This window comes from Phenylobacterium sp. P4_E10 (genome assembly GCF_056401675.1).
The window spans coordinates 104,081-122,228 of record NZ_JBFUIW010000002.1 but is presented as its reverse complement, the minus strand read 5'-3'; the positions used below and the strand labels follow the sequence as shown (position 1 = coordinate 122,228).

Below are 18,148 nucleotides of genomic sequence, written 5' to 3'. Positions count from 1 at the left end.
GCGTCCTCATGGGCGGTGGCGTGTGGCCCCTGCCTACGCCGCGGGGGCGCGCAGGAAAAGCCACGATCAGCGTGAGCTGCGCCGTGCGTCGACCGGCCAGGTCTCGAAGGAGCCGTCCTCGGCCACTACCAGCAGGGCGTCGTAGAGGTTGATGGTCGGGTCGATGTGCCCAGGCTGCAGCCAGACGATGTCGCCGACCTTGGGCGCGTCGGCCGGCCAGGCGATCGACGCGTCCTCGTCGGCCGCGGCGATGCCGCCTGCGAAGTCGGCGCCGGCCGCTTTCACCACCCCCATCATCGCCGGATGGAACAGGGCTGAATGCTCGTCGCCCATCGGCCGCCAGCGGGTTCCCTGCGGCGCGCCGGCCGCCACGCGGGCCGGCGGTCCGTCGACCGAGTGGGCCTTCAGTCCGCTATCGCAGACCACGTGGGTCTTGTGACGCGCCGAGACCACGCTGGTGGCGATGTAGAGCGACTGCTCGAACGGCCAGGCCTGGCCGTCGATCGCGCCGCAGTCCTCGTATTCCACGTCCATGAACACGTAGGAGCCGGCCTGGATCTCGTTGAACACGCCGCTGGCCAGGTCCTCGACATAGGTTCCGGTGCCGCCGCCGGTGACCAGCTCGGGCTTCAGGCCGGCCTCGGTCAGTTCGCCGACCAGGGCGCCCAGCCGCTGGCGGGTCACCTGGCAGGCGGCGCGGCGCGCCTCGAGGTCGGCCAGGTGCTGCAGGTGGCCGAGATAGGCCTGGATGCCGCGATACTGAAGGCCCGGCGCGTCGGCGGCCAGACGAGCCAGCGCGGCGACCTGCTCGGGCGACACGCCGGTGCGGTGGGTGCCGAGGTCGATGTCGACCACCAGGCCGATGGTCGTCCCGGAGGCGGTCGCGGCCTGCGACAGGCGCGCGATCTGGCCTGCGTCGTCGGCGACCACGGCGATGCGGGACCCGCCTTTGGCGATGGCGGCGATCTTCTCCGCGCCCCAGGGCGCCGGCGGCGAGGTCACCAGCAGATCAGGCACGCCGGCGGCGGCGTAGGCCTGGGCCTCGCCAACCGTCTGGCAGCAGAGTCCGACCGCGCCGAGCTCGACCTGGCGGGCGCCGAGGGTCGTGCACTTGTGCATCTTGCCGTGGGCGCGGAGGTTTGCGCCTGCCGCGCTGCAGGCGTCCTGCATGGCCGCCAGGTTCCGCTCCAGCGCCTCGCGGCGGACCACCAGGGCCGGGGTGGTCGGAGGCTGAAAGTGGACAGGCGGTCCCAAGCGGTCGGTCACTATTTCCTCGCCGGCGAATGGACGATGAGCTGGACTTCTACGATTCCGGTCTCACCCAGGAGCCCGGTCGTACCAACCGCGGTCCAGGCTGGATAGGGCGGCTTGAAGTATTCGCCGACCACTTCCTCGAAGGCGGCGAACTGCTCGTCCTTGGTACCCTTGAAGTTTGGACCGTCCCAGACGTGGAAGGAGTTGATCATCGCCACGTCGGCGAAGGTCGCGCCCGAGGCGGTCAAGGTGCGCTTCAGCTGTTCGAAGCCGCGGCGGGCCTGGAGCTTGAAGGCGGCCGCGTCGGTCCCTTCGTCCTTGGCGCGGAACACCACCACGCCGGAGATGTAGAGGGTGTCGCCTACCCGGCGCGCGGCGGCGTAGCGCCACTCGTCGTGCTCACGCTTGGCGGCGGCGCTGGGGAGGATGACCTCGCCGCCTGGCGCTGGGATGCGGAGGGGAAATTCCTGGGCGGCCGCCGGGCTGGCGGCGCAGAGCAGCAGGGCTGCGATAGGCAGGGCGCGCATGGGTCTCTCGATCAGATGGCGAAACATCCGACGAGAGACCCAATCGCGCCAGCGGGGGAAGATTGCATCGACCGGAGAGAGGTCACGTTCGACGAAAACCCGCCGACGACTGTCACTTTTTCGGTTTGGCCGCCTGAACCTCGATCTCGACCATCATGCCCGGCGCCACCAGGGCGGCGACCTGGCTGGTGATGCGCGCGGTCTTGTTCGGTTGGGCGGCGGTTCCGTAGAACTGATTGTAGCCCTCCATCATGCCGGCGAAGTCCATCTTGCCGCCCTTGGCCGGATCGCCGACCAGCAGCACCCGCATCATGAACACGTCGCCGTGGGTCAGGCCCTCGGCCTTCAGGATGTCCTCGATGCGCTTGAGCACGCCGAGCGTCTGGGTCTTGGTGTCGCCGAACTCCACCGGCGTGCCGGCAGGAGCGCCGGCGTTGAGGGCCGGCGGGGTGATGCCGCTGACGTACATGATGTCGGTCCCGGCCGGGACGACCGCGGCCTGCAGGATCGGCGAGGTCGGGGCGCCGATCCGCTTGACCTGGGCGGCGGCGGGCGTCGCGGCCGCCAGGCCCAGCAGGGCGGCGGCGATAATGGCTCTACGCATGTGAATGAGGTCCCTTGAATGTGGCTCGGCCATTGGGCCGGTAAAGCTTCAATTTGATCAAGCCGCCGCGTGCCGCGCCTCGGTCAGGGTGCTGTCGCGGACTTGAGCCGACAAGGCCGCGATGGTCCGCTGGGCCGAGAACACCGCGCCCTCCTGCCAGCCGGGCGTCTGGCTGAGGTGGGCGCCCGAGAAATGAACACGTCCGTGCGGCTGGTTCAGCAGGCGGTATTCGGGCGAGTCGAAGTGACCCTCCTGCACGCCGCCGCGTTCGCCCCAGCGCGGCCAGGGCCCCATGTTGAAGGGGATCTTGCTCCAGTTGACGACAACCGGATTGGTCAACCCCTCGGCATGGCCGGGGTGCAGCTTGCCGATCACCGCCCTCGCCATCGCGACCTGCTCGGCCAGCGGGCGCTTGGCGAAGCCCTCGGCCCGGCCGCCGGAGCCGTAGCAGGCCAGCAGCATGCCGCGTTCGGTGTGCAGGCCGTTGGACGGATACCAGACGAGGCTAGTCTCGCCGCCGACGAAGGAGATGCCGCCGTAGATCTGCTCCTTCTCCCAGAAGCGCGGCGAGTCGAAGCCGATCTTGTTGGAGAAGTCGTTGGGCACCGAGGCGATCGCCGCCTTCACGTCCTTGGCGAAGTTGTTGTCGATCTTGGCCAGCAGGGCGAGGGGCAGAGTGATGATCGTGTAGTCGCCGTCGACGACGCTGACCTTGCCGCTGACCCGGTCGCGGTAAGTGATCTTCACGCTCTTGGCGTCGGCGCGGATCTGGGTGACCTCGGCGTTCTTGATGATCGGGCTCTTGATCGCCCGTTCGAAGCCGGCCGGGATCTGGTCCATGCCGCCGACCGGCTGGAACATGGTCGCCTGCATGTTGATGTTGTCTTCGAACAGCGTCGAACCGATCTGCGGGTGATTGATCAGATCACGGAAGGCCGCCGGATCCCGGGCCTTGGCGAACTGGTCGGCCGCGCCCGGCGCCTGCAGTAGACCCGAGCGCTCGGTGCCCTTGAAGGCCATGTCGTTGGTCAGGTCGCCGTACTGGCGCAGGAAGGGCAGCAGCTTTTCCTTGTCCTCGACCGACAGGTCCTGGTCGAGCGCGCCCTTGTTGACCGCCTTGGCCAGCAGTTCGGAGAGGTAACCGCGGGTGTCGTTGACCCCCTGGCGCATCTGGAATTTCCGGCCGCCGTTCGCGTCGTCGGCCCAGAGATAGGCGCTGCGGCTGGAATTGATCTCCACCTCCAGCGGCACGCCCAGCTTGCGGCAGTAGGAGAGCAGGCCTTCGTGGTGGCTGGGGATCCGGGCCGGGCCGGCGTTCATGTAGAGGCCCTCGGAGAACCGGACGGTCTGGGTCTCCTCGCCGACCATCTCGACCTTGGAGCCGTCCCGCAGCGTCCAGTTGCGCCCACCCAGACGATCGCGCGCCTCCAGCAAGGTCACCCCGTAGCCGGCGCGCTCCAGCTCATAGGCCGCCACTAGGCCGGCGATGCCGCCGCCCAGGATCACCACCCGCTTGCCTCGCCCGGCGTCAGCCGCCATGGCCGGCGTCGCCGCCGACGCCACCGCGCCCATCAGGCCAAGCGTCCGCATCGCCGAATAGGCCGCGCCGTATCCCCCCGCCGCGCCTGCACGATGCAGGAATAGTCTTCTGCTGATCCCCATCACTCAATCCCCCGATCACGACTACTAAGAGCGCCATGACCGGTCGCCGGAGGCCCACCGTTCAAGCGGGGTTGGCGCGGTGGGGCGCGGAAGGTGCGTGCCTGTTCAAACTTGAGGCGTATCAGCCTCAATATTCGGCATGACCTGAAGCTAGCCGCAGTCGCTCAAAATCTACAAGTTCTGTGTTGATTAAAAAGAAGCCGTAGCGATGAGCGTTTTTGCGGCATGAGTGCTGCTGAGCGGGGAGTCAATCCAACCTCGTTGACAGTGCAAAAGTTCCATGACGAGCCTGGTGAATTCATGACGTCCGACGAGAATTGTCGAGATGTCCTGGGGCGGCGTTAATATAAATAAAAAGTACTATTAGGGACTCCCAGGGACAAGGGCAGCTCACCGTTTTGGAGAGTGTCCGCTATGTTTTTGCAGTTGTTCAATTCAGTAGATGCATTTCGCGACATGGGGATGTCGCGCCTGCTTGCGGTGTCTGAACAGACGGCCGCCGCGAAGCATCCGATCTCCTGAAAAACTCCAGGACGAATTTGTGACGACTTGCGGCCGATCGGGGCCGTCATTGCTGTGGGGGCAATAATCATGAGAAAACAAATGCGTATAGGACTGCTCGCGGGCGTCTCTCTCGCGACTTTATTCTCGGCTAGCTTGGCTATCGCGCAGACTACCGCGGCGGCGACCTCGGAAATCGACGAGGTCGTGGTGACCGGCTCGCGCGCCCTGCCGCGCACGGTCATGGAGTCGCCGGTGCCGGTGGACTCATTCAACGCCGCCGAGATCGAGGCGATCTCGCATTCCGACACCCAGGACCTGCTGAAGACCCTGGTGCCGTCTTACACGATCACGCGCCAGCCGATCTCCGACGGCGCCACCTTCATCCGCCCGGCGGCCCTGCGCGGCCTGTCGTCGGACAAGACCCTGCTGCTGGTGAACTCCAAGCGCCGCCATCGCGCCGCGCTTGTCACCACCGGCGGCGACGGCAGCCAGTCGGCCGACGCCTCGCAGATCCCGTCCGCGGCGCTGAAGTCGGTGGAAGTCCTGCGCGACGGCGCCGGCGCCCAATACGGGTCGGACGCCATCGCCGGCGTCATCAACTTTATCCTGAAGGACAATTCCGAGGGCGGCACGCTGACCGCCCAGGTCGGCCAGTACTACGAGAAGGACGGCGAAGGCATCATCATCGGCGGCAACAAGGGCTTCGCGATCGGCGACTCCGGCTTCGTCAGCGCGTCGTTCGAGTGGACCACCGACCAGCCGACCAGCCGCGGCACGCAGTACTGCAACCGCAACATCCCCAACCAGCTCGCCGGCTTCTGTTCGGCCCTGTTCCCGACCGAAACCACCGCGCCGGGTTCGGCATACAGCGCCGCCTACGCCCAGTCCGTGGGCTATGGCCCTGGCCGCATCCCCGACGTCTGGCAGAAGTGGGGCCAGCCGGAATCCGAAGCCCTGCGCGTGTTCGTCAATGCGGGCTACGAGTTCTCCGACAACCTGGAGTTCTACATCTTCGGCAACTATGGCCAGAGCCACGCCAAGGAAGACTTCAACTATCGCCCGCCGATCGACATCGGCGCGACCACCAACCAGGCCGACGACTACGTCTATACCCGTACCGGGGCCTTGTTCCGCGCCAACCAGATCTTCCCGCGCGGCTTCACGCCCCAGTTCTTCGGCGACGTCTACGACTACAGCGTCGCCGGCGGTTTCCGGGGCGAAGTGCTGAACGGCCTGGGCTACGACCTCTCGGGCCGCTACGGCCGCAACGAACTGGCCTATGATCTGACCGAGACAGTGAACTTCTCGCTGGGCCAGGCGAGCCCGACGGAATTCCATGTCGGTTCGCTGGTCGCAGACGAATGGTCGCTCAACGCCGACTTCACCTACGCGATCGCCACCGGCCTCACCGAGAACCCCCTGGCCATCGCCTTCGGCGCCGAATACCGCAAGGAAGGCTATGAGATCCTCACCGGCGATGTGGCGTCCTACACGGCCGGCCCGTACTCGACGCAAGACCCACACGACTTCTGCACCAACGAAACCGCGGTCGCCCAGCGGACCCTGCGGCCGACCGCGCCGCAGAACGCCGGCATCGTCTGCAACAGCTCGACCATCATCCTCGACGGGCGGACCATCACCAACCCGGTCTATGCGGTGCTTGGGGTCGGCTCCAACGGCGCGCCGGGCTTTCCGCCGCTCTATTCGGGCCGCCTGACCCGGGACTCCTATGCGGTCTACACCGAGGCCAGCCTCGACGTGACCGACCGGCTGTTCGTGCAGGCCTCGCTGCGCGCCGAGGACTTCTCCGACTTCGGCTCGACCGTCGACTACAAGGTCGCCGGGCGCTTCGAGATCGTCGACGGCATTGCGGTCCGGGGTTCCGTCGGCACTGGCTTCCGTGCGCCGACCACCGGCCAGACCTTCACCACCTACACCTCGACGGTGGTGAACAATGGCGTGCCGGTCGCTCAAGGCCTGTTCCCGGCCACCAATCCGGTCGCTCAGTATCTGGGCGCCGCACCGCTCGGTCCCGAGAAGTCTGAAAACTACTCGGTCGGCCTGACCATGGAGCTGTTCGACGGCCTGAACATCACGGTCGACGCCTACCACATCAAGGTCGACGACATGTTCTACGCGATCACCCCGATCACGGTGACGCCGACCATCACCGCCGCGATGGTCGCCGCCGGCATCCCCGGCGCGGACACCATCGGCCAGGTGAACTTCTTCCAGAACGCCTTCGACGCCAGCATCACCGGCCTGGACCTGGTCGCCACCTACGCCCGCGCCTGGGAGAACGGGCAGAGCACCAACTTCTCGGCCTCGTTCAACATCAACAACCCGGTGGTCGAGGAGGTGAAGAAGTTCGTCGACGCGACCGGTACGACCCGGACCTTCTTCGACGGCGAGTACATCTTCGACTTCAAGCACTCGACGCCGCACTGGCGTTCGGTCCTGACCGCGACCCATCACATGGGCGCGTTCTCGATCATGGGCCGCGCGAACGTCTATGGCTCGTACAAGAACATGTACAGCGTCTCGATCCCGACGGTTCAGACCTGGGATCCGGAGGTCCAGTTCGACGTCGAGGGCAACTGGGACATCGACGACTCCTACACGCTGACGCTGGGCGTGCGGAACCTCTTCGACACTTATCCGACCCGGGACCTCACCGGCGAGCAAGGCACCAACGGCCGGATCTACCGATCGGACTCGATCGTCGATTGGCAGGGCGGCTTCTACTACGCCAAGATCCAGATGAAGTTCTGATCTGACGGCTCAGGTATGAGTGGTCGGGCGGCCTGCAAGGGCCGCCCGATTGCGTTCAGAGCGACTTGCCCATCCGCACCAGCGGCACCTTCACCCCGGCCGATGTCTCCGCCTCGAACGGTTCGATCCGCTGATAGCCGCAGGCGGCGTAGAGCGGTTCGCCGGCCATGGTCGCGGCCATCTCGCAGCGGCTGAAGCCTTCCGCGGCGGCCTTCGCCTCGCAGGTCTCCAGGATCAGCCGCCCGACGCCGCGGCGGGTGAACTCGGGATCGGTGTACATCGCCCGTACCCGCGCTGGGTCGACGGCTGGGTCGAGCAAGGCCGCGTCGCGTCCGGATGAATGATCGCCGCCGAACAGGGTCGCGCGCCGGCTCCAGCCGCCGCAGCCGGCCAACGCCCCATCGACCTCGACGATGAAATAGACGCCGTCCTCGATCAGCTGGGTGTCGAGGCCCATCACCTCGTGCGAAGCGGTGACTTCTTCGGGCGCCAGGAACGCCGGCAGCAGCTGGCTGATAGCGCGCTCCATCAGCCCTTTCAGGGCGGGAATGTCGGCGCTTGTGGCCAGGCGTATGGTCAAGGGACTGGTCATGCCGCCGGCCTAGCCAAACCGGCGGTCGGCGTCACCTCAAACCTCGGGCAACAGCCAATGTCTGCCCCGCCTTGGCGGCGTTCGCGCAATGGCTTACCAACCGACCATGGCCAGCGCCTTCGATCTGTTCAAGTTGGGTGTCGGGCCCTCGAGTTCCCACACCATGGGTCCCATGACCGCCGGCGGTCGTTTCCTGGAACGGCTGGGCCAGGCGGGTCTGTTGGCGCGGACCACCCGAGTCGAGGTGGCGCTCTACGCCTCACTCGCCCTGACCGGCCGCGGCCACGCCACCGACCGGGCGGTGATCCTGGGCCTGGCGGGTTTCATGCCCGCCAGCATCGATCCCGACGCCGCCGACGCCGCACTGGAGGCGATCCACGCCAGCGGCCGCCTGCAGCTTGGGGCCGGCGGCCCGCAGATCGAATTTGACGCCGCGCGCGACATCCTCTGGGAAGGCCGCACGCGCCTGGCGCAGCACCCCAACGCCCTGGCCTTCCGGGCCTATGACGGCGAGGCGCTGCTGGATGAGCGGCTCTACTTCTCGGTCGGGGGCGGCTTCGTGCTCGACGAGGCGGAGATCGCGACCAATGCGGCGCCCGCCAGGACTGTCGCCCAGCCCTATCCGTTCGCCTCGGGCGCTGAGCTGCTGGAACAGGCCGAGCAGGCGGGCCTCAGCATCGGCGAGTTGACGTTCGCCAACGAGACCGCGGTGCGCGGCGCCGAAGAGGTCAACGCCGGCCTCGACGCAATCTTCGTCGCCATGGAGGCCTGCATCGAGCGCGGCATGCGCCAGGACGGCTGCCTGCCGGGCGGCCTGAATGTCCGCCGCCGCGCGCGCCAGATCCATACCGACCTCATGGCCAAGCTCGAGCGCAACATCTCCGACCCCCTGGCCGCCCTCGACTGGGTGAACCTCTGGGCGCTGGCGGTGAACGAGGAGAACGCCTCGGGCGGTCGCGTGGTCACCGCGCCGACCAACGGCGCAGCCGGGCTCCTGCCCGCGGTGCTGCGCTATTACGACCGCTTCCATCGCGGCGACGCCGAAGGGCGGCGGAACTTCCTGCTGACCGCCTCGGCCATCGGCTCGCTGTACAAGCGCAACGCCTCGATCTCGGGCGCCGAGGTCGGCTGCCAGGGCGAGGTCGGGGTCGCCTGCTCGATGGCCGCGGCCGGGCTGACGGCGGCGCTGGGCGGGACCAACGCTCAGATCGAGAACGCCGCCGAGATCGCCATGGAGCACAACCTTGGCCTCACCTGCGACCCGATCGGCGGGCTGGTCCAGATCCCCTGCATCGAGCGCAACGCCATGGGCGCCGTGAAGGCCATCGACGCCTCGCGCCTGGCTCTGCTGGGCGACGGCCAGCACACTGTCTCGCTGGACAAGGTGATCGCCACCATGAAGCGCACCGGCGAGGACATGAGCGAGATCTACAAGGAGACCTCGCTCGGCGGCCTGGCCGTCAACATCGTCGAATGCTGAGCGGCTAGATGGCGAGTGAACGGCGCTCTCGATGGGCGTTCAATGGAGGCCGGCCACACTCGACCTCGAGTGGGGCGAGTTTGCGAAAGACCTCTCCGATGAAGACCTTCATCACAGTCCTGGGCGCCGCGAGCCTGCTGGCCGCGGGCGCCATCGCCGAGAGCCCGCCTGTTGAGCGCCAACTGGGCGTCGAAGCCGGCATCCCGTTCGCCAACAGCGTGGGCATCCGCAACTTCGAGGCGGACGGCGAGACCGCTCTCTGGATCGAGGACAATCAACGCCTCTGGTATCGGGCTGAACTGGTGAGCCGCTGCTGGGGCCTGGACGACGCTCTGAAGATCGGCTTCGTCCCGCGCGGCGCTGGCACGCTCGACAAGTTCGGCGAGATCCTGGTCGATGGGAAGTCCTGCCAGATCAACAGCCTGACGACCTCCGCCCCGCCGCCGAAGATCGCCGCCGCAAAGGCGAAGTAGCCGCCGTATGGCCCTGGAAGGCTGAGCGGCGTTTATCACCAAACGACCGTCTCGGCGGCCTAACGGCAACGTGTCTCTACATTGGGCCGGAAAAGGTCGATGCAGGTTCTGCTGGGAGCGGCTCCCGTTCAGGAGATGTGTCATGGCCTTATCAAGTGATGCCAAGCGCCGTCGGGCGTCTTTGAAGCAGGCGCGTGAGTTCACGCGATCCACCTTGATCGGCGGCGCGCTGTTTTTACTGCCAATCTTCGTCGTGTTGTTCGTGGTGAGCAAAATAGTCGGGCTGATGACGGGGTTCACGGAACCGGTCGTCACGGCCTTGGGTGTCACCAGCGTCGGAGGAATCGCGGCTAGCACCGTGGCCGCGGTGTTCGGCGTCATCCTGGGAGCCTTCCTGGTGGGCCTGTTCGCCCGCACAGGCGCCGGGCAGTCCGTCCTGGATTCGATTCAGGAAGGCGTCGCGGCGGCCTTTCCGCAATTCAGCCTGCTTCAGGGAGTCGCAAAAAAGGTCGGGTCGGAGGACGACGCCAAGGACGAAGACATGCCGATCGTCCTGGTGCCCACGGACGCCGGCTGGGCTATGGGTTTGCTGCTGGAGGCCGAGGGCGAGTGGCACGCCGTCTACCTTCCGGGTTCGCCGCAGATGTCGTCAGGATCTGTGGCCTATGCGCACGCCGACCAGATCCATCGCACCGACCTGACGCTCAAGCAGCTCTGGGTCATCATGCGCGGGCGCGGCAAGGGCTCGGAGGAGATCTACAAACAGCTGGCGAGCCTGAAGCGGGCGGGCAAGCTCGACTAGCGCCGGGGCTCGCATGACCAGGCCGTGACCGCGCGTCCGTAGCCACCGATCTGCGGCGTGTTGTCGATAGCGACGCAACAATTCCTGGACGAACAATGACGGATAGCGTCCCCGCGCCCGGGTAGTTTTGAAGTGTTCGACTGCGACATGACGAGTTTCCTGGCGGGCATAGCGACCGGAAAAATTCTCTCCAAGGAACTTCCCGACGACCTGCTGCCCTGCGAGCGTCCCTTTATCCCGCACCCGGCCGATCCGCCGCGCGCCAGCGCGCCGCGTTGGCGGCTCGCATTCAAAGTGTCGCTTCAATACGGAAAATGGCGGTGAGAGAGGGATTCGAACCCTCGATAGGCTTTCACCTATACACGCTTTCCAAGCGTGCGCGATCGACCACTCCGCCACCTCACCACAGGCCATGAGGAACGCACGCGCCCCTCGCGGAAGGCGCGCAATATACTCATGACGCCTTCGCGGGCAAGCGCGCTTGCGCCGCAGCGCGAAGGGATTTCGGATCGAACAATGATTGGGGCTCGCGACGGGCCAGCCGCCCGGCCAAGCTGGGAGTCCGCGCGGCCCATTCCGTAAGGCGTTTGGCTGCGGTCTGGTCGCCCTCGCGCACCGCCTGGGCGAGGGCCGCCAGCTCAGCGTCGGCGCGGCGCAGAGCGCTGCGCTCGGGGGCAAGGCCGGGCGCGGCATAGCGCTCGTCGATCAATCCAAGCCTGGCCCGCGCCGAGGCGATCATCAGCAGCCTCGTCGCCGAATCCTCCGCCGTGGCTCCCGCAATGGCCGCGCGCCGGGCGTCGTCCATCAGTCCCGCCGAAGTCACCGGCCGCGAGGCGTTCGCCGGGCAGGCCTGCGGCCGCAGGGCGCCGACATAGTCGACCAGGCCCGACATCACGCTCGGTGGCGGCTCGCGGCCGTCGAACTCCTCGACCACCAGCCCGCGGATGAACGGGGCGAGGCCCTCCGTCGCCACCTTCAGCCGCTCGCGCGGCCCTGACAAGTCGGGGATCGGCACAGGGTCGTCCCGGCCGTTGCCGCGGTGCGAGGAGAACAGCGAGGAGGTCACGTCGGCGGTACCGGCCGCGCCAGAGACGCCGGGAAACAGGAAGTCGGGATTGCTGCGCCCGCCGCGATGGCAGCTCTCGCACGACAGTCCGGCCCGCGCCGCCTGGCCGCCCAGCAGCACCGGCGTTCGGAACGCCGCGCGGCCGATCTCGGCGGAGGCGCGAACCTCAGGGGCGGGCGCGTAGCATTCGGTCGGCTCGGAGGTCAGGGCGAGGGCGGGGTCGGAACCTGGGGCCAGCCATCCCATGGCGCGCAAGGTGGGCGCCTGCGCGGCGGCGAGGCTGGCGAGGCCAACGACGAGGGCGGCGCCTAGAGCGCCGGATCGCCGCCGACTTCGATCCAACGCCGCAGTTCCTCGGCCTCGGCGCAGCCATAGGCGCAGGTCTGGTCCAGACGGGCGAGCAGGGCCTTGGCGCCGGCCATGTCGCCGCGCTCCACCTTCAGCTCGCCATAGTATTCGCTGGCGCCCTTGTGGGTCGGGGCCACGGCCAGGGCTTGGCGGTAATAGGCTTCGGCGCGGTCGAACTGGCCCTTCTTGCGCCAGACATAGCCCTGGTAGGTCAGGACGTCGGGGTGCGGGCCGAACGCCTCGCGCGCCTTGTCCAGTGAGACCAGCGCCTCGTCATAGCGGTGCTCGTTGATTAGGCTGACGGCCTTCAGATAGGCCCCGTCTCCAGCCTGTGGGCCAGCCAGGATCATCGGCCCGCTGAGCGCCGCCGCCGGCGCGGCGCCCATCGCCGCCTCCACCGCGTCGGTCGCCGATTTCAGCGCCGCGGCGTCGGCGCAGCTCCCGCAGCCGGCGCTGCGCGCCTTCAGCCAGTCGAGTTGTTCCTGCGCCTTGGCGTCCTTCAGCCCGCCGAGCACCACGCCCAGGCCCTGGCGGCCCTGGATGTTGTCGGGGTCGAGCTTGACGGCGTGGTCATAGGCCTTGCGCGCGCCCTTCAGGTCGTTCTGGCCGGCATTGGCCATGCCTAGCAGCCGCCAGGCCTCGGCGTTCTTCGGAGCGGCGTCGACCACGTGCGACAGGGACCGCTCGGCGTCCCTGTAGTTCTGAGCGTTCAGGGCCGCGACGCCCTTCATGTACTCGGCCGCAGGATCGTAGGAGGGACCCGAGGCGGACGGCATGTCGGTGCTGCCTCCGCCGCTTCCGGCCGCCAGACTGACCCCTGCGCCTGTGAAGCTGACGACGATCGCGGCCATCAGGACCTGTCGAAACTTGCCCATCGGCGGCTTCTCCCTGCCTTTGACTCAAGTATCCCACGAAAACGCTGTTATGTCAGCGGGATGCGAAGCTGGAGAGCGCGTGCAATCGCGGCTCGCGGGTCCTATCTTCGCCGACGAATTTCCACCATTGGGCGCGCCATGCTTTTCGCCAAGAAGTCCCTCGACCTTCCCACCATCGACACCGCTCTGCCGGGCCGCGCGACGCCGCTGCCGACGGCCGAGGCCCACTTCATCAATGGCCGGCCGCTGAAGGGCCCCTATCCCGAGGGGCTGGAGATCGCCGACTTCGCCATGGGCTGTTTCTGGGGCGTCGAGCGCAAGTTCTGGCAGGTCCCGGGCGTCTGGGTGACGGCCGTCGGCTACCAGAACGGGATCTCCCCGAACCCGACCTACGAGGAAGTTTGCAGCGGCGGTACAGGCCACGCTGAGGTGGCGCGCGTGGTGTTCGACCCGCGGGCCGTCACCTATGAGGACCTGCTGAAGGTGTTCTGGGAGAACCACGACCCGACCCAGGGCATGCGCCAGGGCAACGACATCGGCACCCAGTACCGCTCGGGCATCTATGTCCACAACGACGCCCAGGCCGCCGCCGCGGCCGCCTCGCTGCAGTCCTATCAGCTGGCGCTCTCAAACCAGGGCTTTGGCCCGGTGACCACCGAGATCGCCGAGGCGCCGGAGTTCTACTTCGCCGAGGACTATCACCAGCAGTACCTGGCCAAGAATCCCGCCGGCTACTGCGGGATCGGCGGCACCGGCGTGACCTGCCCGATCGGGGTCGGCGTCAGCGCATGACCCGCGAGGAGTTCGACGCCGCCGCCCGAGCCCTGCTGGGAGCGACGATGGACGTCCAGTGGGGCGACGACTGCATCTACAAGGTCGGCGGCAAGATGTTCGCCGGCACAAACGGCGGCTACACCAACTGCTCGTTCAAGGTGACCGACATCGCCTTCGAGGCGCTGACCGAGTCCGGCCGCGCCCGCCCCGCGCCCTACATGGCCCGCGCCAAGTGGGTGATGTTCGACGATCTGGCGGCGCTCGACGCCGCCGAGGTCGCCGATTGGCTGAAGACCTCGCACGAGTTGGTCGCCGCCAAGCTGACCAAGAAGCAGCGCGCGGAGATCGGCCTGGCATGACCCGCGAGGAGGTCGAGGCCGCCGCGTTCGCCCTGCCGGCGGTGACGAAGATCGTCCAGTGGGGCGGCTCGGACGTCTACAAGGTCGGCGACAAGGTGTTCGCCATCTGCGGCCTGCGTGGCGGCCTCTCCTTCAAGGTCAGCGAGATCGGCTTCGCGGTGCTGACCGACGAGGGCGGGCCGGGCCGTCAGGCGCCTTATCTGGCCAAGGGGCACTGGGTGATCGTCGACCTGGACGAGGTGGGCATCGACGAGGCGAGCGGATGGCTGGAGAGCTCGCACCAACTGATCGCGGCCAAGCTGACCCGCAAGGCGCGGACCGAGCTCGGGCTCTAGGTGTCCTTCCGAGACTCGAGAATGCGACGCGCGTCGCTGATCGCCCGGGCCGACGGCGAGCCGCGCTGGCGTGACGCCAGCAAGGCCAGGACCGAAAGGGTGACCAGGGCGAAGGCCGCCGGGCCAAATAGCCAGGCCGCCGCGGCGAGGGCGAAGTAGTAGCCGCGGATGCCGCGATTGAACGACGACAGCGCCGGATTCAGCAGCCGGGCGGCCGCGTCGGCATAGTTGCGCTGGAACTCGACGTCGTCGTTGTCGGGCGTCGCCCCGATCACCGCCAGACAGTAGTTCATCTGCCGAATGGCCCAGATGAAATCCAGCAGTCCGCGCGCCAGGGTGATCAGCACCAGAGCGATCTGCGCCTCGAACAGCAGCCGCGACGACGTCTTCAGCACCATCAGGCTGGAGGCGCTGCGGAACGCGCCCTCGCCGCCAAACAGCACGCTGGCGGCGCCAGCGATCAGGATCAGGTTGGACGAGGCGAAGAACGAGGCGGAGTTCAGCGTATGGCCGAGCAACTGCCCGTCCATGAAGCGGTTGTCGCGACTGGCCATGGTCCGCATCCAGGAGGCCCGGATCACCGTCATGTCGGTGTTGATCAGCCGCTTGCCGCCGGCCGCCGCCTTGAGCAGCGGCTCATAGGCCAGCCAGGCGATCGCGAAGAAGGCGATGGCGGCGAAGTCGGCCGCTGACAGGGCGTTCAGGAAGTTCACGTCAGTCCTCGGCGATCAGGCTTTCGCGATTGGTGTCGCGCATGCGCAGGGCGACGACAAACGCCACGCCCATGATCACGGCGACATACACGAACGCGCCGCTCTCCATGCCCTGCTTCTTGAACCACAGGGCGACGGCCTCGGCCGTGCCGCCGAACAGCGCGTTGGCGATGGCGTAGGGCAGGGCGACGCCCAGAGCGCGGATGTGGGCCGGGAAGAGCTCGGCCTTCACGATGGCGCTGACCGCCGTGTAGCCGGACAGCACCACCAGCAGCAGGGTCATCAGCCCGAACGCCGTCCAGGCGTTGCTCGCGCCGGCGATCGCCGTCATCACCGGATAGGTCAGGGCCGCGCCGAGGCCGAAGGCGATGGCGATCGAGCGATGGCGGCCGATCAGGTCGGAGAGGTAGCCGAACAGCGGCTGGCAGCACATGAAGATGAACAGCGCCGCGGCCGTGATGGTCGTCGCCTGATTCTTGTCGAAGCCCGAGGTGTTGACCAGGAACTTCTGCATGTAGGTCGTGTAGGCGTAGAAGGCGAGCGAGCCCGCCGCGGTCAGGCAGAAGATGATCACGCTCTCGCGCGGGTGTTTCATGAACAGCAGCATGGTCGTGGCGCGCGGCGCGCCCGACAGCTTTGCGGCCTCGAACGAGGGACTCTCGTCCAGCCGGCTGCGGATCCAGAACACGACCACGGCCAGCACCGCCCCGATGAAGAACGGAATGCGCCAGCCCCAGGCTTCGAGCGCGGCCTTGTCCATCACGTTCTGCAGCAGGATCAGCACCCCCAGCGCCAGCAGCTGGCCCATGATGAGGGTCACGTACTGGAAGCTGGACCAGAAGCCGCGCCGGGCTCGGCTGGCCATTTCCGACATGTAGGTGGCGCTGGCGCCGTACTCGCCGCCGACTGACAGGCCCTGCAGCAGCCGGGCCAGCAGCAGGACGACCGGGGCGGCCGTGCCGATGGTCGTATAGGTGGGCGTGACGGCGATGATCAGCGATCCGACGCACATCATCGAGACCGCCAGGGTCAGCGCCGCCTTGCGCCCCGCGCGGTCGGCGTAAAGGCCCATGACCCAGGCGCCCAGCGGACGGGCGAAGAAGCCGAGCGCGAACACCGACGCCGCCTGCAGCAGGCGAGTGGTCTCGTCGCCGTCCGGGAAGAAGTGCTTGGCGAAGTAGAGGGTGAAGGACGAGTAGGCGAACCAGTCGTACCACTCGACCAGATTGCCCGCCGATCCGCCCAGGATCGCCCGCAATCGCTGGATCGGGGAGAGCCCGGGCCGAAGGGCAGCCTCCGGCGCCAGGGCTTCGACGCCCGTTTCCTCTGCGGTCATACTGGTCCCCCCGGATCACGCTACGGCGCAATGCTAGAGGCGCCGGGGCGAAACGGGAACCGCTTCCGATCTGCTAGATGCGTCCCATCAGCACCAAGATCAGGATGATGACCAGGACCAGGCCGAGGCCTCCGGAAGGAAAATAACCCCAGCTGCGCGAGTGTCCCCAGGTCGGCAGCGCGCCGATCAGCAGGATCACCAGTACGATGAGCAGTATGAGTCCGATACTCATGGCGACTGTTCCTCCGTCCGCCAGTCGATGACCGGCTTAGGGAAGACGAACGATCAGCGCTGAGTGCGGTTCCGCTTGCTGCTAGCGGTCGGAAACGTCTGCGGTGTGGATCGCGGCGTCGGTGTTGCGCATGCCCAGGGCGTGGAGCAGGCCGATGAACCAGCCCTTCACCACCGGGAGCAGCACCAGCGTGGCGATGGCCAGCGGGATCAAGGTCGCCGGCACCACGATCCAGACCGGGGCCTGCCAGATGATCGGGAACAGCAGCAGCGGCGCCACGAGCAGGTGGCCGACGATCAGGATCGTGAAATAGGCCGGACCGTCGTCGGCCGGATACCTTGCCAGGTCATGGTCGCAGACGCCGCAGCGGGGCTCCACCTTCAGGTAGCGCCAGAACAGCTTGCCCTCGCCGCAGGCGGGGCAGCGGCCCTTCAGGCCGCGGAGCATGGATTGCATGAACATGGTACGCCTCCGAGGAGTGCGCGCAGCTATGCGCCTGACGTCGCGCCGCGAAAAGATGGCCTGCCGCCACAGGCCCGCGGAACGCATGAAGCGGCATATGCTTTCAGGAGGTCAGAGGTACGCCGATGAGCGACGAACATCCCACCCCGCACCAGAAGACGCCGCACGGGCATACGGGGCCAACGACCCCGGCCGAGGACGCCTCTCGCGAGGCGAACCCGGCCATCGTGACGCCGGAGGACAAGGCGAAGATCGCCGAGGAAGCCTCCCGCGAAGAAGACGCCTAGCGCTTGGCGTCGGAGGCGGCGCCGGTCACGGCGGTCCCGGCGGCTTGGACGTCGCGGCCGAGGCCTTCGACGGTGTTGCAGGCGGAAACCAGGAGGGCCGCAGCAACGGCGGCCAGGACGACGATCTTGCGCATGGTGACGCTCCCCGATTGGTCAGCCCGCCTGATGGCTAAGCTTCAGGGCGCTTTTTAGGCGCTAAGCGGGGCGCGGATCAATCCAGCGCGGCAGAACCGGCCGGGCGGCCATGCGACGCACGCGGCCTTTGCGAGAAAACGCGCTCCGGCGACGCACCGGCGATCTAGTCTCAGGTCATGGACATGATGCAGATCGCCGTCCTGGCCGCGCACCTGGCGGTCATCGGCTTCAACTTGTTCGGTCTGGTCGCCATACCGCTGGGCGCCTGGCGCGGTTGGGGCTTCGTGCGTGTGCGCTGGTGGAGGGCGCTGCACCTGGCGTCGCTGGCGGTGGTCGCGGCCCAGGCGCTGCTCGGCCGGGCCTGCTTCCTGACCCTCTGGCAGGACCAGCTGTCGGGCGCGCAGACGCAGGCGCCGCTGATCGTGCGCGTGATCAACGGCCTGATCTACTGGCCGCTGCCGATGTGGGTCTTCACCGCGGCCTATGTCGTGGTGTTCGCCTACGTGCTGGCGCTCTGGCGGTTCGTGCCGCCGGCTAGGGCGTGACAGTCAGATGC

At 67.3% G+C, this 18,148-nt stretch carries 22 protein-coding genes and 1 tRNA gene; 10 read left to right on the top strand and 13 right to left on the bottom strand.

Going from position 1 to position 18,148, the window contains the following annotated elements; genetic code table 11:
- Positions 1-66: 66 nt before the first annotated feature.
- The 4 genes from AC1DQJ_RS02625 to AC1DQJ_RS02610 form a co-directional block, all read right to left on the bottom strand.
- Positions 67-1,266, bottom strand: a complete 1,200-nt coding sequence (locus AC1DQJ_RS02625; protein ID WP_477599980.1) for an alanine racemase — start codon at positions 1,264-1,266, stop codon at positions 67-69.
- Positions 1,266-1,781: a Rid family hydrolase gene (locus tag AC1DQJ_RS02620; protein ID WP_477599978.1), complete on the bottom strand. Its 516-nt coding sequence runs from the start codon at positions 1,779-1,781 to the stop codon at positions 1,266-1,268. Before AC1DQJ_RS02620 ends, AC1DQJ_RS02625 begins: the two co-directional genes overlap by 1 nt.
- 112 nt (positions 1,782-1,893) lie before the next feature.
- Positions 1,894-2,385, bottom strand: coding sequence for a RidA family protein (locus AC1DQJ_RS02615; protein ID WP_477599976.1), 492 nt, complete (start codon positions 2,383-2,385; stop codon positions 1,894-1,896).
- 57 nt (positions 2,386-2,442) lie between these two features.
- A complete protein-coding gene (locus AC1DQJ_RS02610; protein ID WP_477599974.1) occupies positions 2,443-4,047 on the bottom strand; it encodes a flavin monoamine oxidase family protein in 1,605 nt (534 codons plus the stop codon).
- 657 nt (positions 4,048-4,704) lie between these two features.
- Here AC1DQJ_RS02610 and AC1DQJ_RS02605 point away from each other — a divergent pair.
- The gene (locus AC1DQJ_RS02605) at positions 4,705-7,323 is read left to right on the top strand and encodes a TonB-dependent receptor plug domain-containing protein (RefSeq protein ID WP_477599972.1); all 2,619 of its coding nucleotides are present in this window, start codon (positions 4,705-4,707) and stop codon (positions 7,321-7,323) included.
- 55 nt (positions 7,324-7,378) lie between these two features.
- On the opposite strand, the gene AC1DQJ_RS02600 is transcribed toward AC1DQJ_RS02605, so the two are convergent.
- Positions 7,379-7,915, bottom strand: coding sequence for a GNAT family N-acetyltransferase (locus AC1DQJ_RS02600; protein ID WP_477599970.1), 537 nt, complete (start codon positions 7,913-7,915; stop codon positions 7,379-7,381).
- A gap of 88 nt (positions 7,916-8,003) precedes the next feature.
- On the opposite strand from AC1DQJ_RS02600, the gene AC1DQJ_RS02595 reads away from it, so the two are divergent.
- The 4 genes from AC1DQJ_RS02595 (at position 8,004) to AC1DQJ_RS02580 (ending at position 10,994) form a co-directional block, all read left to right on the top strand.
- Positions 8,004-9,395: an L-serine ammonia-lyase gene (locus AC1DQJ_RS02595; RefSeq protein ID WP_477599968.1), complete on the top strand. Its 1,392-nt coding sequence runs from the start codon at positions 8,004-8,006 to the stop codon at positions 9,393-9,395.
- A gap of 98 nt (positions 9,396-9,493) precedes the next feature.
- Positions 9,494-9,868, top strand: a complete 375-nt coding sequence (locus tag AC1DQJ_RS02590; RefSeq protein ID WP_477599966.1) for a DUF6491 family protein — start codon at positions 9,494-9,496, stop codon at positions 9,866-9,868.
- A gap of 181 nt (positions 9,869-10,049) precedes the next feature.
- Positions 10,050-10,670 carry a DUF502 domain-containing protein gene (locus AC1DQJ_RS02585; protein WP_477599965.1) on the top strand — a complete coding sequence of 207 codons (621 nt, stop codon included), beginning with the start codon at positions 10,050-10,052 and terminating at the stop codon, positions 10,668-10,670.
- A gap of 147 nt (positions 10,671-10,817) precedes the next feature.
- Positions 10,818-10,994 carry a hypothetical protein gene (locus AC1DQJ_RS02580; protein ID WP_477599963.1) on the top strand — a complete coding sequence of 59 codons (177 nt, stop codon included), beginning with the start codon at positions 10,818-10,820 and terminating at the stop codon, positions 10,992-10,994.
- Here AC1DQJ_RS02580 and AC1DQJ_RS02575 read toward each other — a convergent pair.
- The 3 genes from AC1DQJ_RS02575 to AC1DQJ_RS02565 form a co-directional block, all read right to left on the bottom strand.
- Positions 10,986-11,075 (bottom strand) — tRNA-Ser (locus AC1DQJ_RS02575). The genes AC1DQJ_RS02580 and AC1DQJ_RS02575 overlap by 9 nt on opposite strands.
- Positions 11,076-11,124: 49 nt before the next feature.
- The gene (locus AC1DQJ_RS02570; RefSeq protein ID WP_477599961.1) at positions 11,125-11,991 is read right to left on the bottom strand and encodes a hypothetical protein; all 867 of its coding nucleotides are present in this window, start codon (positions 11,989-11,991) and stop codon (positions 11,125-11,127) included.
- A 53-nt stretch (positions 11,992-12,044) separates the two neighbouring features.
- On the bottom strand, positions 12,045-12,959 hold the full coding sequence (locus AC1DQJ_RS02565) for a tetratricopeptide repeat protein (protein WP_477599959.1): 915 nt from the start codon (positions 12,957-12,959) through the stop codon (positions 12,045-12,047).
- A gap of 138 nt (positions 12,960-13,097) precedes the next feature.
- On the opposite strand from AC1DQJ_RS02565, the gene msrA reads away from it, so the two are divergent.
- Genes msrA through AC1DQJ_RS02550 form a run of 3 tightly spaced genes read left to right on the top strand, consistent with a single transcriptional unit; the run spans position 13,098 to position 14,427 of the window.
- Complete coding sequence (msrA, locus tag AC1DQJ_RS02560) at positions 13,098-13,751, top strand: peptide-methionine (S)-S-oxide reductase MsrA (protein WP_477599957.1); 654 nt, start codon at positions 13,098-13,100, stop codon at positions 13,749-13,751.
- The gene (locus AC1DQJ_RS02555; protein ID WP_477599955.1) at positions 13,748-14,092 is read left to right on the top strand and encodes an MmcQ/YjbR family DNA-binding protein; all 345 of its coding nucleotides are present in this window, start codon (positions 13,748-13,750) and stop codon (positions 14,090-14,092) included. Before msrA ends, AC1DQJ_RS02555 begins: the two co-directional genes overlap by 4 nt.
- The gene (locus AC1DQJ_RS02550) at positions 14,089-14,427 is read left to right on the top strand and encodes an MmcQ/YjbR family DNA-binding protein (RefSeq protein WP_477599953.1); all 339 of its coding nucleotides are present in this window, start codon (positions 14,089-14,091) and stop codon (positions 14,425-14,427) included. The genes AC1DQJ_RS02555 and AC1DQJ_RS02550 overlap by 4 nt, the downstream gene beginning before the upstream one ends.
- Here AC1DQJ_RS02550 and AC1DQJ_RS02545 read toward each other — a convergent pair.
- The 4 genes from AC1DQJ_RS02545 to AC1DQJ_RS02530 form a co-directional block, all read right to left on the bottom strand.
- Positions 14,424-15,140 (bottom strand): DUF599 domain-containing protein, encoded by a 717-nt coding sequence (locus tag AC1DQJ_RS02545; protein WP_477599951.1) that lies wholly within the window; start codon positions 15,138-15,140, stop codon positions 14,424-14,426. The genes AC1DQJ_RS02550 and AC1DQJ_RS02545 overlap by 4 nt on opposite strands.
- A gap of 1 nt (position 15,141) precedes the next feature.
- Positions 15,142-16,476, bottom strand: a complete 1,335-nt coding sequence (locus AC1DQJ_RS02540; RefSeq protein ID WP_477599949.1) for an MFS transporter — start codon at positions 16,474-16,476, stop codon at positions 15,142-15,144.
- Between the two features lie 73 nt (positions 16,477-16,549).
- Complete coding sequence (locus AC1DQJ_RS02535) at positions 16,550-16,708, bottom strand: DUF3309 family protein (RefSeq protein WP_477599947.1); 159 nt, start codon at positions 16,706-16,708, stop codon at positions 16,550-16,552.
- Positions 16,709-16,789: 81 nt separating this feature from the next.
- Positions 16,790-17,170, bottom strand: coding sequence for a DUF983 domain-containing protein (locus tag AC1DQJ_RS02530; protein WP_477599945.1), 381 nt, complete (start codon positions 17,168-17,170; stop codon positions 16,790-16,792).
- Positions 17,171-17,295: 125 nt separating this feature from the next.
- Between AC1DQJ_RS02530 and AC1DQJ_RS02525 the strand changes: the two genes are divergently transcribed.
- On the top strand, positions 17,296-17,457 hold the full coding sequence (locus tag AC1DQJ_RS02525) for a hypothetical protein (RefSeq protein WP_477599944.1): 162 nt from the start codon (positions 17,296-17,298) through the stop codon (positions 17,455-17,457).
- Here the strand turns inward: AC1DQJ_RS02525 and AC1DQJ_RS02520 are convergent.
- Positions 17,454-17,591: an entericidin A/B family lipoprotein gene (locus tag AC1DQJ_RS02520; protein WP_477599942.1), complete on the bottom strand. Its 138-nt coding sequence runs from the start codon at positions 17,589-17,591 to the stop codon at positions 17,454-17,456. The two genes, AC1DQJ_RS02525 and AC1DQJ_RS02520, sit on opposite strands and share 4 nt — an antisense overlap.
- A 177-nt stretch (positions 17,592-17,768) precedes the next feature.
- Between AC1DQJ_RS02520 and AC1DQJ_RS02515 the strand changes: the two genes are divergently transcribed.
- The gene (locus AC1DQJ_RS02515) at positions 17,769-18,137 is read left to right on the top strand and encodes a DUF2784 domain-containing protein (RefSeq protein WP_477599940.1); all 369 of its coding nucleotides are present in this window, start codon (positions 17,769-17,771) and stop codon (positions 18,135-18,137) included.
- Positions 18,138-18,148: the final 11 nt, after the last annotated feature.

What these genes read in the sequence shown, in the direction of transcription:
- AC1DQJ_RS02600 (WP_477599970.1), bottom strand. Translation starts at nt 7,915, where the DNA reads ATGACCAGTCCCTTGACCATACGCCTGGCCACAAGCGCCGACATTCCC.
- AC1DQJ_RS02530 (WP_477599945.1), bottom strand. Translation starts at nt 17,170, where the DNA reads ATGTTCATGCAATCCATGCTCCGCGGCCTGAAGGGCCGCTGCCCCGCC.
- AC1DQJ_RS02610 (WP_477599974.1), bottom strand. Translation starts at nt 4,047, where the DNA reads ATGGGGATCAGCAGAAGACTATTCCTGCATCGTGCAGGCGCGGCGGGG.
- AC1DQJ_RS02555 (WP_477599955.1), top strand. Translation starts at nt 13,748, where the DNA reads ATGACCCGCGAGGAGTTCGACGCCGCCGCCCGAGCCCTGCTGGGAGCG.
- AC1DQJ_RS02520 (WP_477599942.1), bottom strand. Translation starts at nt 17,591, where the DNA reads ATGCGCAAGATCGTCGTCCTGGCCGCCGTTGCTGCGGCCCTCCTGGTT.
- AC1DQJ_RS02615 (WP_477599976.1), bottom strand. Translation starts at nt 2,385, where the DNA reads ATGCGTAGAGCCATTATCGCCGCCGCCCTGCTGGGCCTGGCGGCCGCG.
- AC1DQJ_RS02595 (WP_477599968.1), top strand. Translation starts at nt 8,004, where the DNA reads ATGGCTTACCAACCGACCATGGCCAGCGCCTTCGATCTGTTCAAGTTG.
- msrA (WP_477599957.1), top strand. Translation starts at nt 13,098, where the DNA reads ATGCTTTTCGCCAAGAAGTCCCTCGACCTTCCCACCATCGACACCGCT.
- AC1DQJ_RS02515 (WP_477599940.1), top strand. Translation starts at nt 17,769, where the DNA reads ATGGACATGATGCAGATCGCCGTCCTGGCCGCGCACCTGGCGGTCATC.
- AC1DQJ_RS02540 (WP_477599949.1), bottom strand. Translation starts at nt 16,476, where the DNA reads ATGACCGCAGAGGAAACGGGCGTCGAAGCCCTGGCGCCGGAGGCTGCC.
- AC1DQJ_RS02525 (WP_477599944.1), top strand. Translation starts at nt 17,296, where the DNA reads ATGAGCGACGAACATCCCACCCCGCACCAGAAGACGCCGCACGGGCAT.
- AC1DQJ_RS02580 (WP_477599963.1), top strand. Translation starts at nt 10,818, where the DNA reads ATGACGAGTTTCCTGGCGGGCATAGCGACCGGAAAAATTCTCTCCAAG.
- AC1DQJ_RS02590 (WP_477599966.1), top strand. Translation starts at nt 9,494, where the DNA reads ATGAAGACCTTCATCACAGTCCTGGGCGCCGCGAGCCTGCTGGCCGCG.
- AC1DQJ_RS02535 (WP_477599947.1), bottom strand. Translation starts at nt 16,708, where the DNA reads ATGAGTATCGGACTCATACTGCTCATCGTACTGGTGATCCTGCTGATC.
- AC1DQJ_RS02550 (WP_477599953.1), top strand. Translation starts at nt 14,089, where the DNA reads ATGACCCGCGAGGAGGTCGAGGCCGCCGCGTTCGCCCTGCCGGCGGTG.
- AC1DQJ_RS02620 (WP_477599978.1), bottom strand. Translation starts at nt 1,781, where the DNA reads ATGCGCGCCCTGCCTATCGCAGCCCTGCTGCTCTGCGCCGCCAGCCCG.
- AC1DQJ_RS02565 (WP_477599959.1), bottom strand. Translation starts at nt 12,959, where the DNA reads ATGGGCAAGTTTCGACAGGTCCTGATGGCCGCGATCGTCGTCAGCTTC.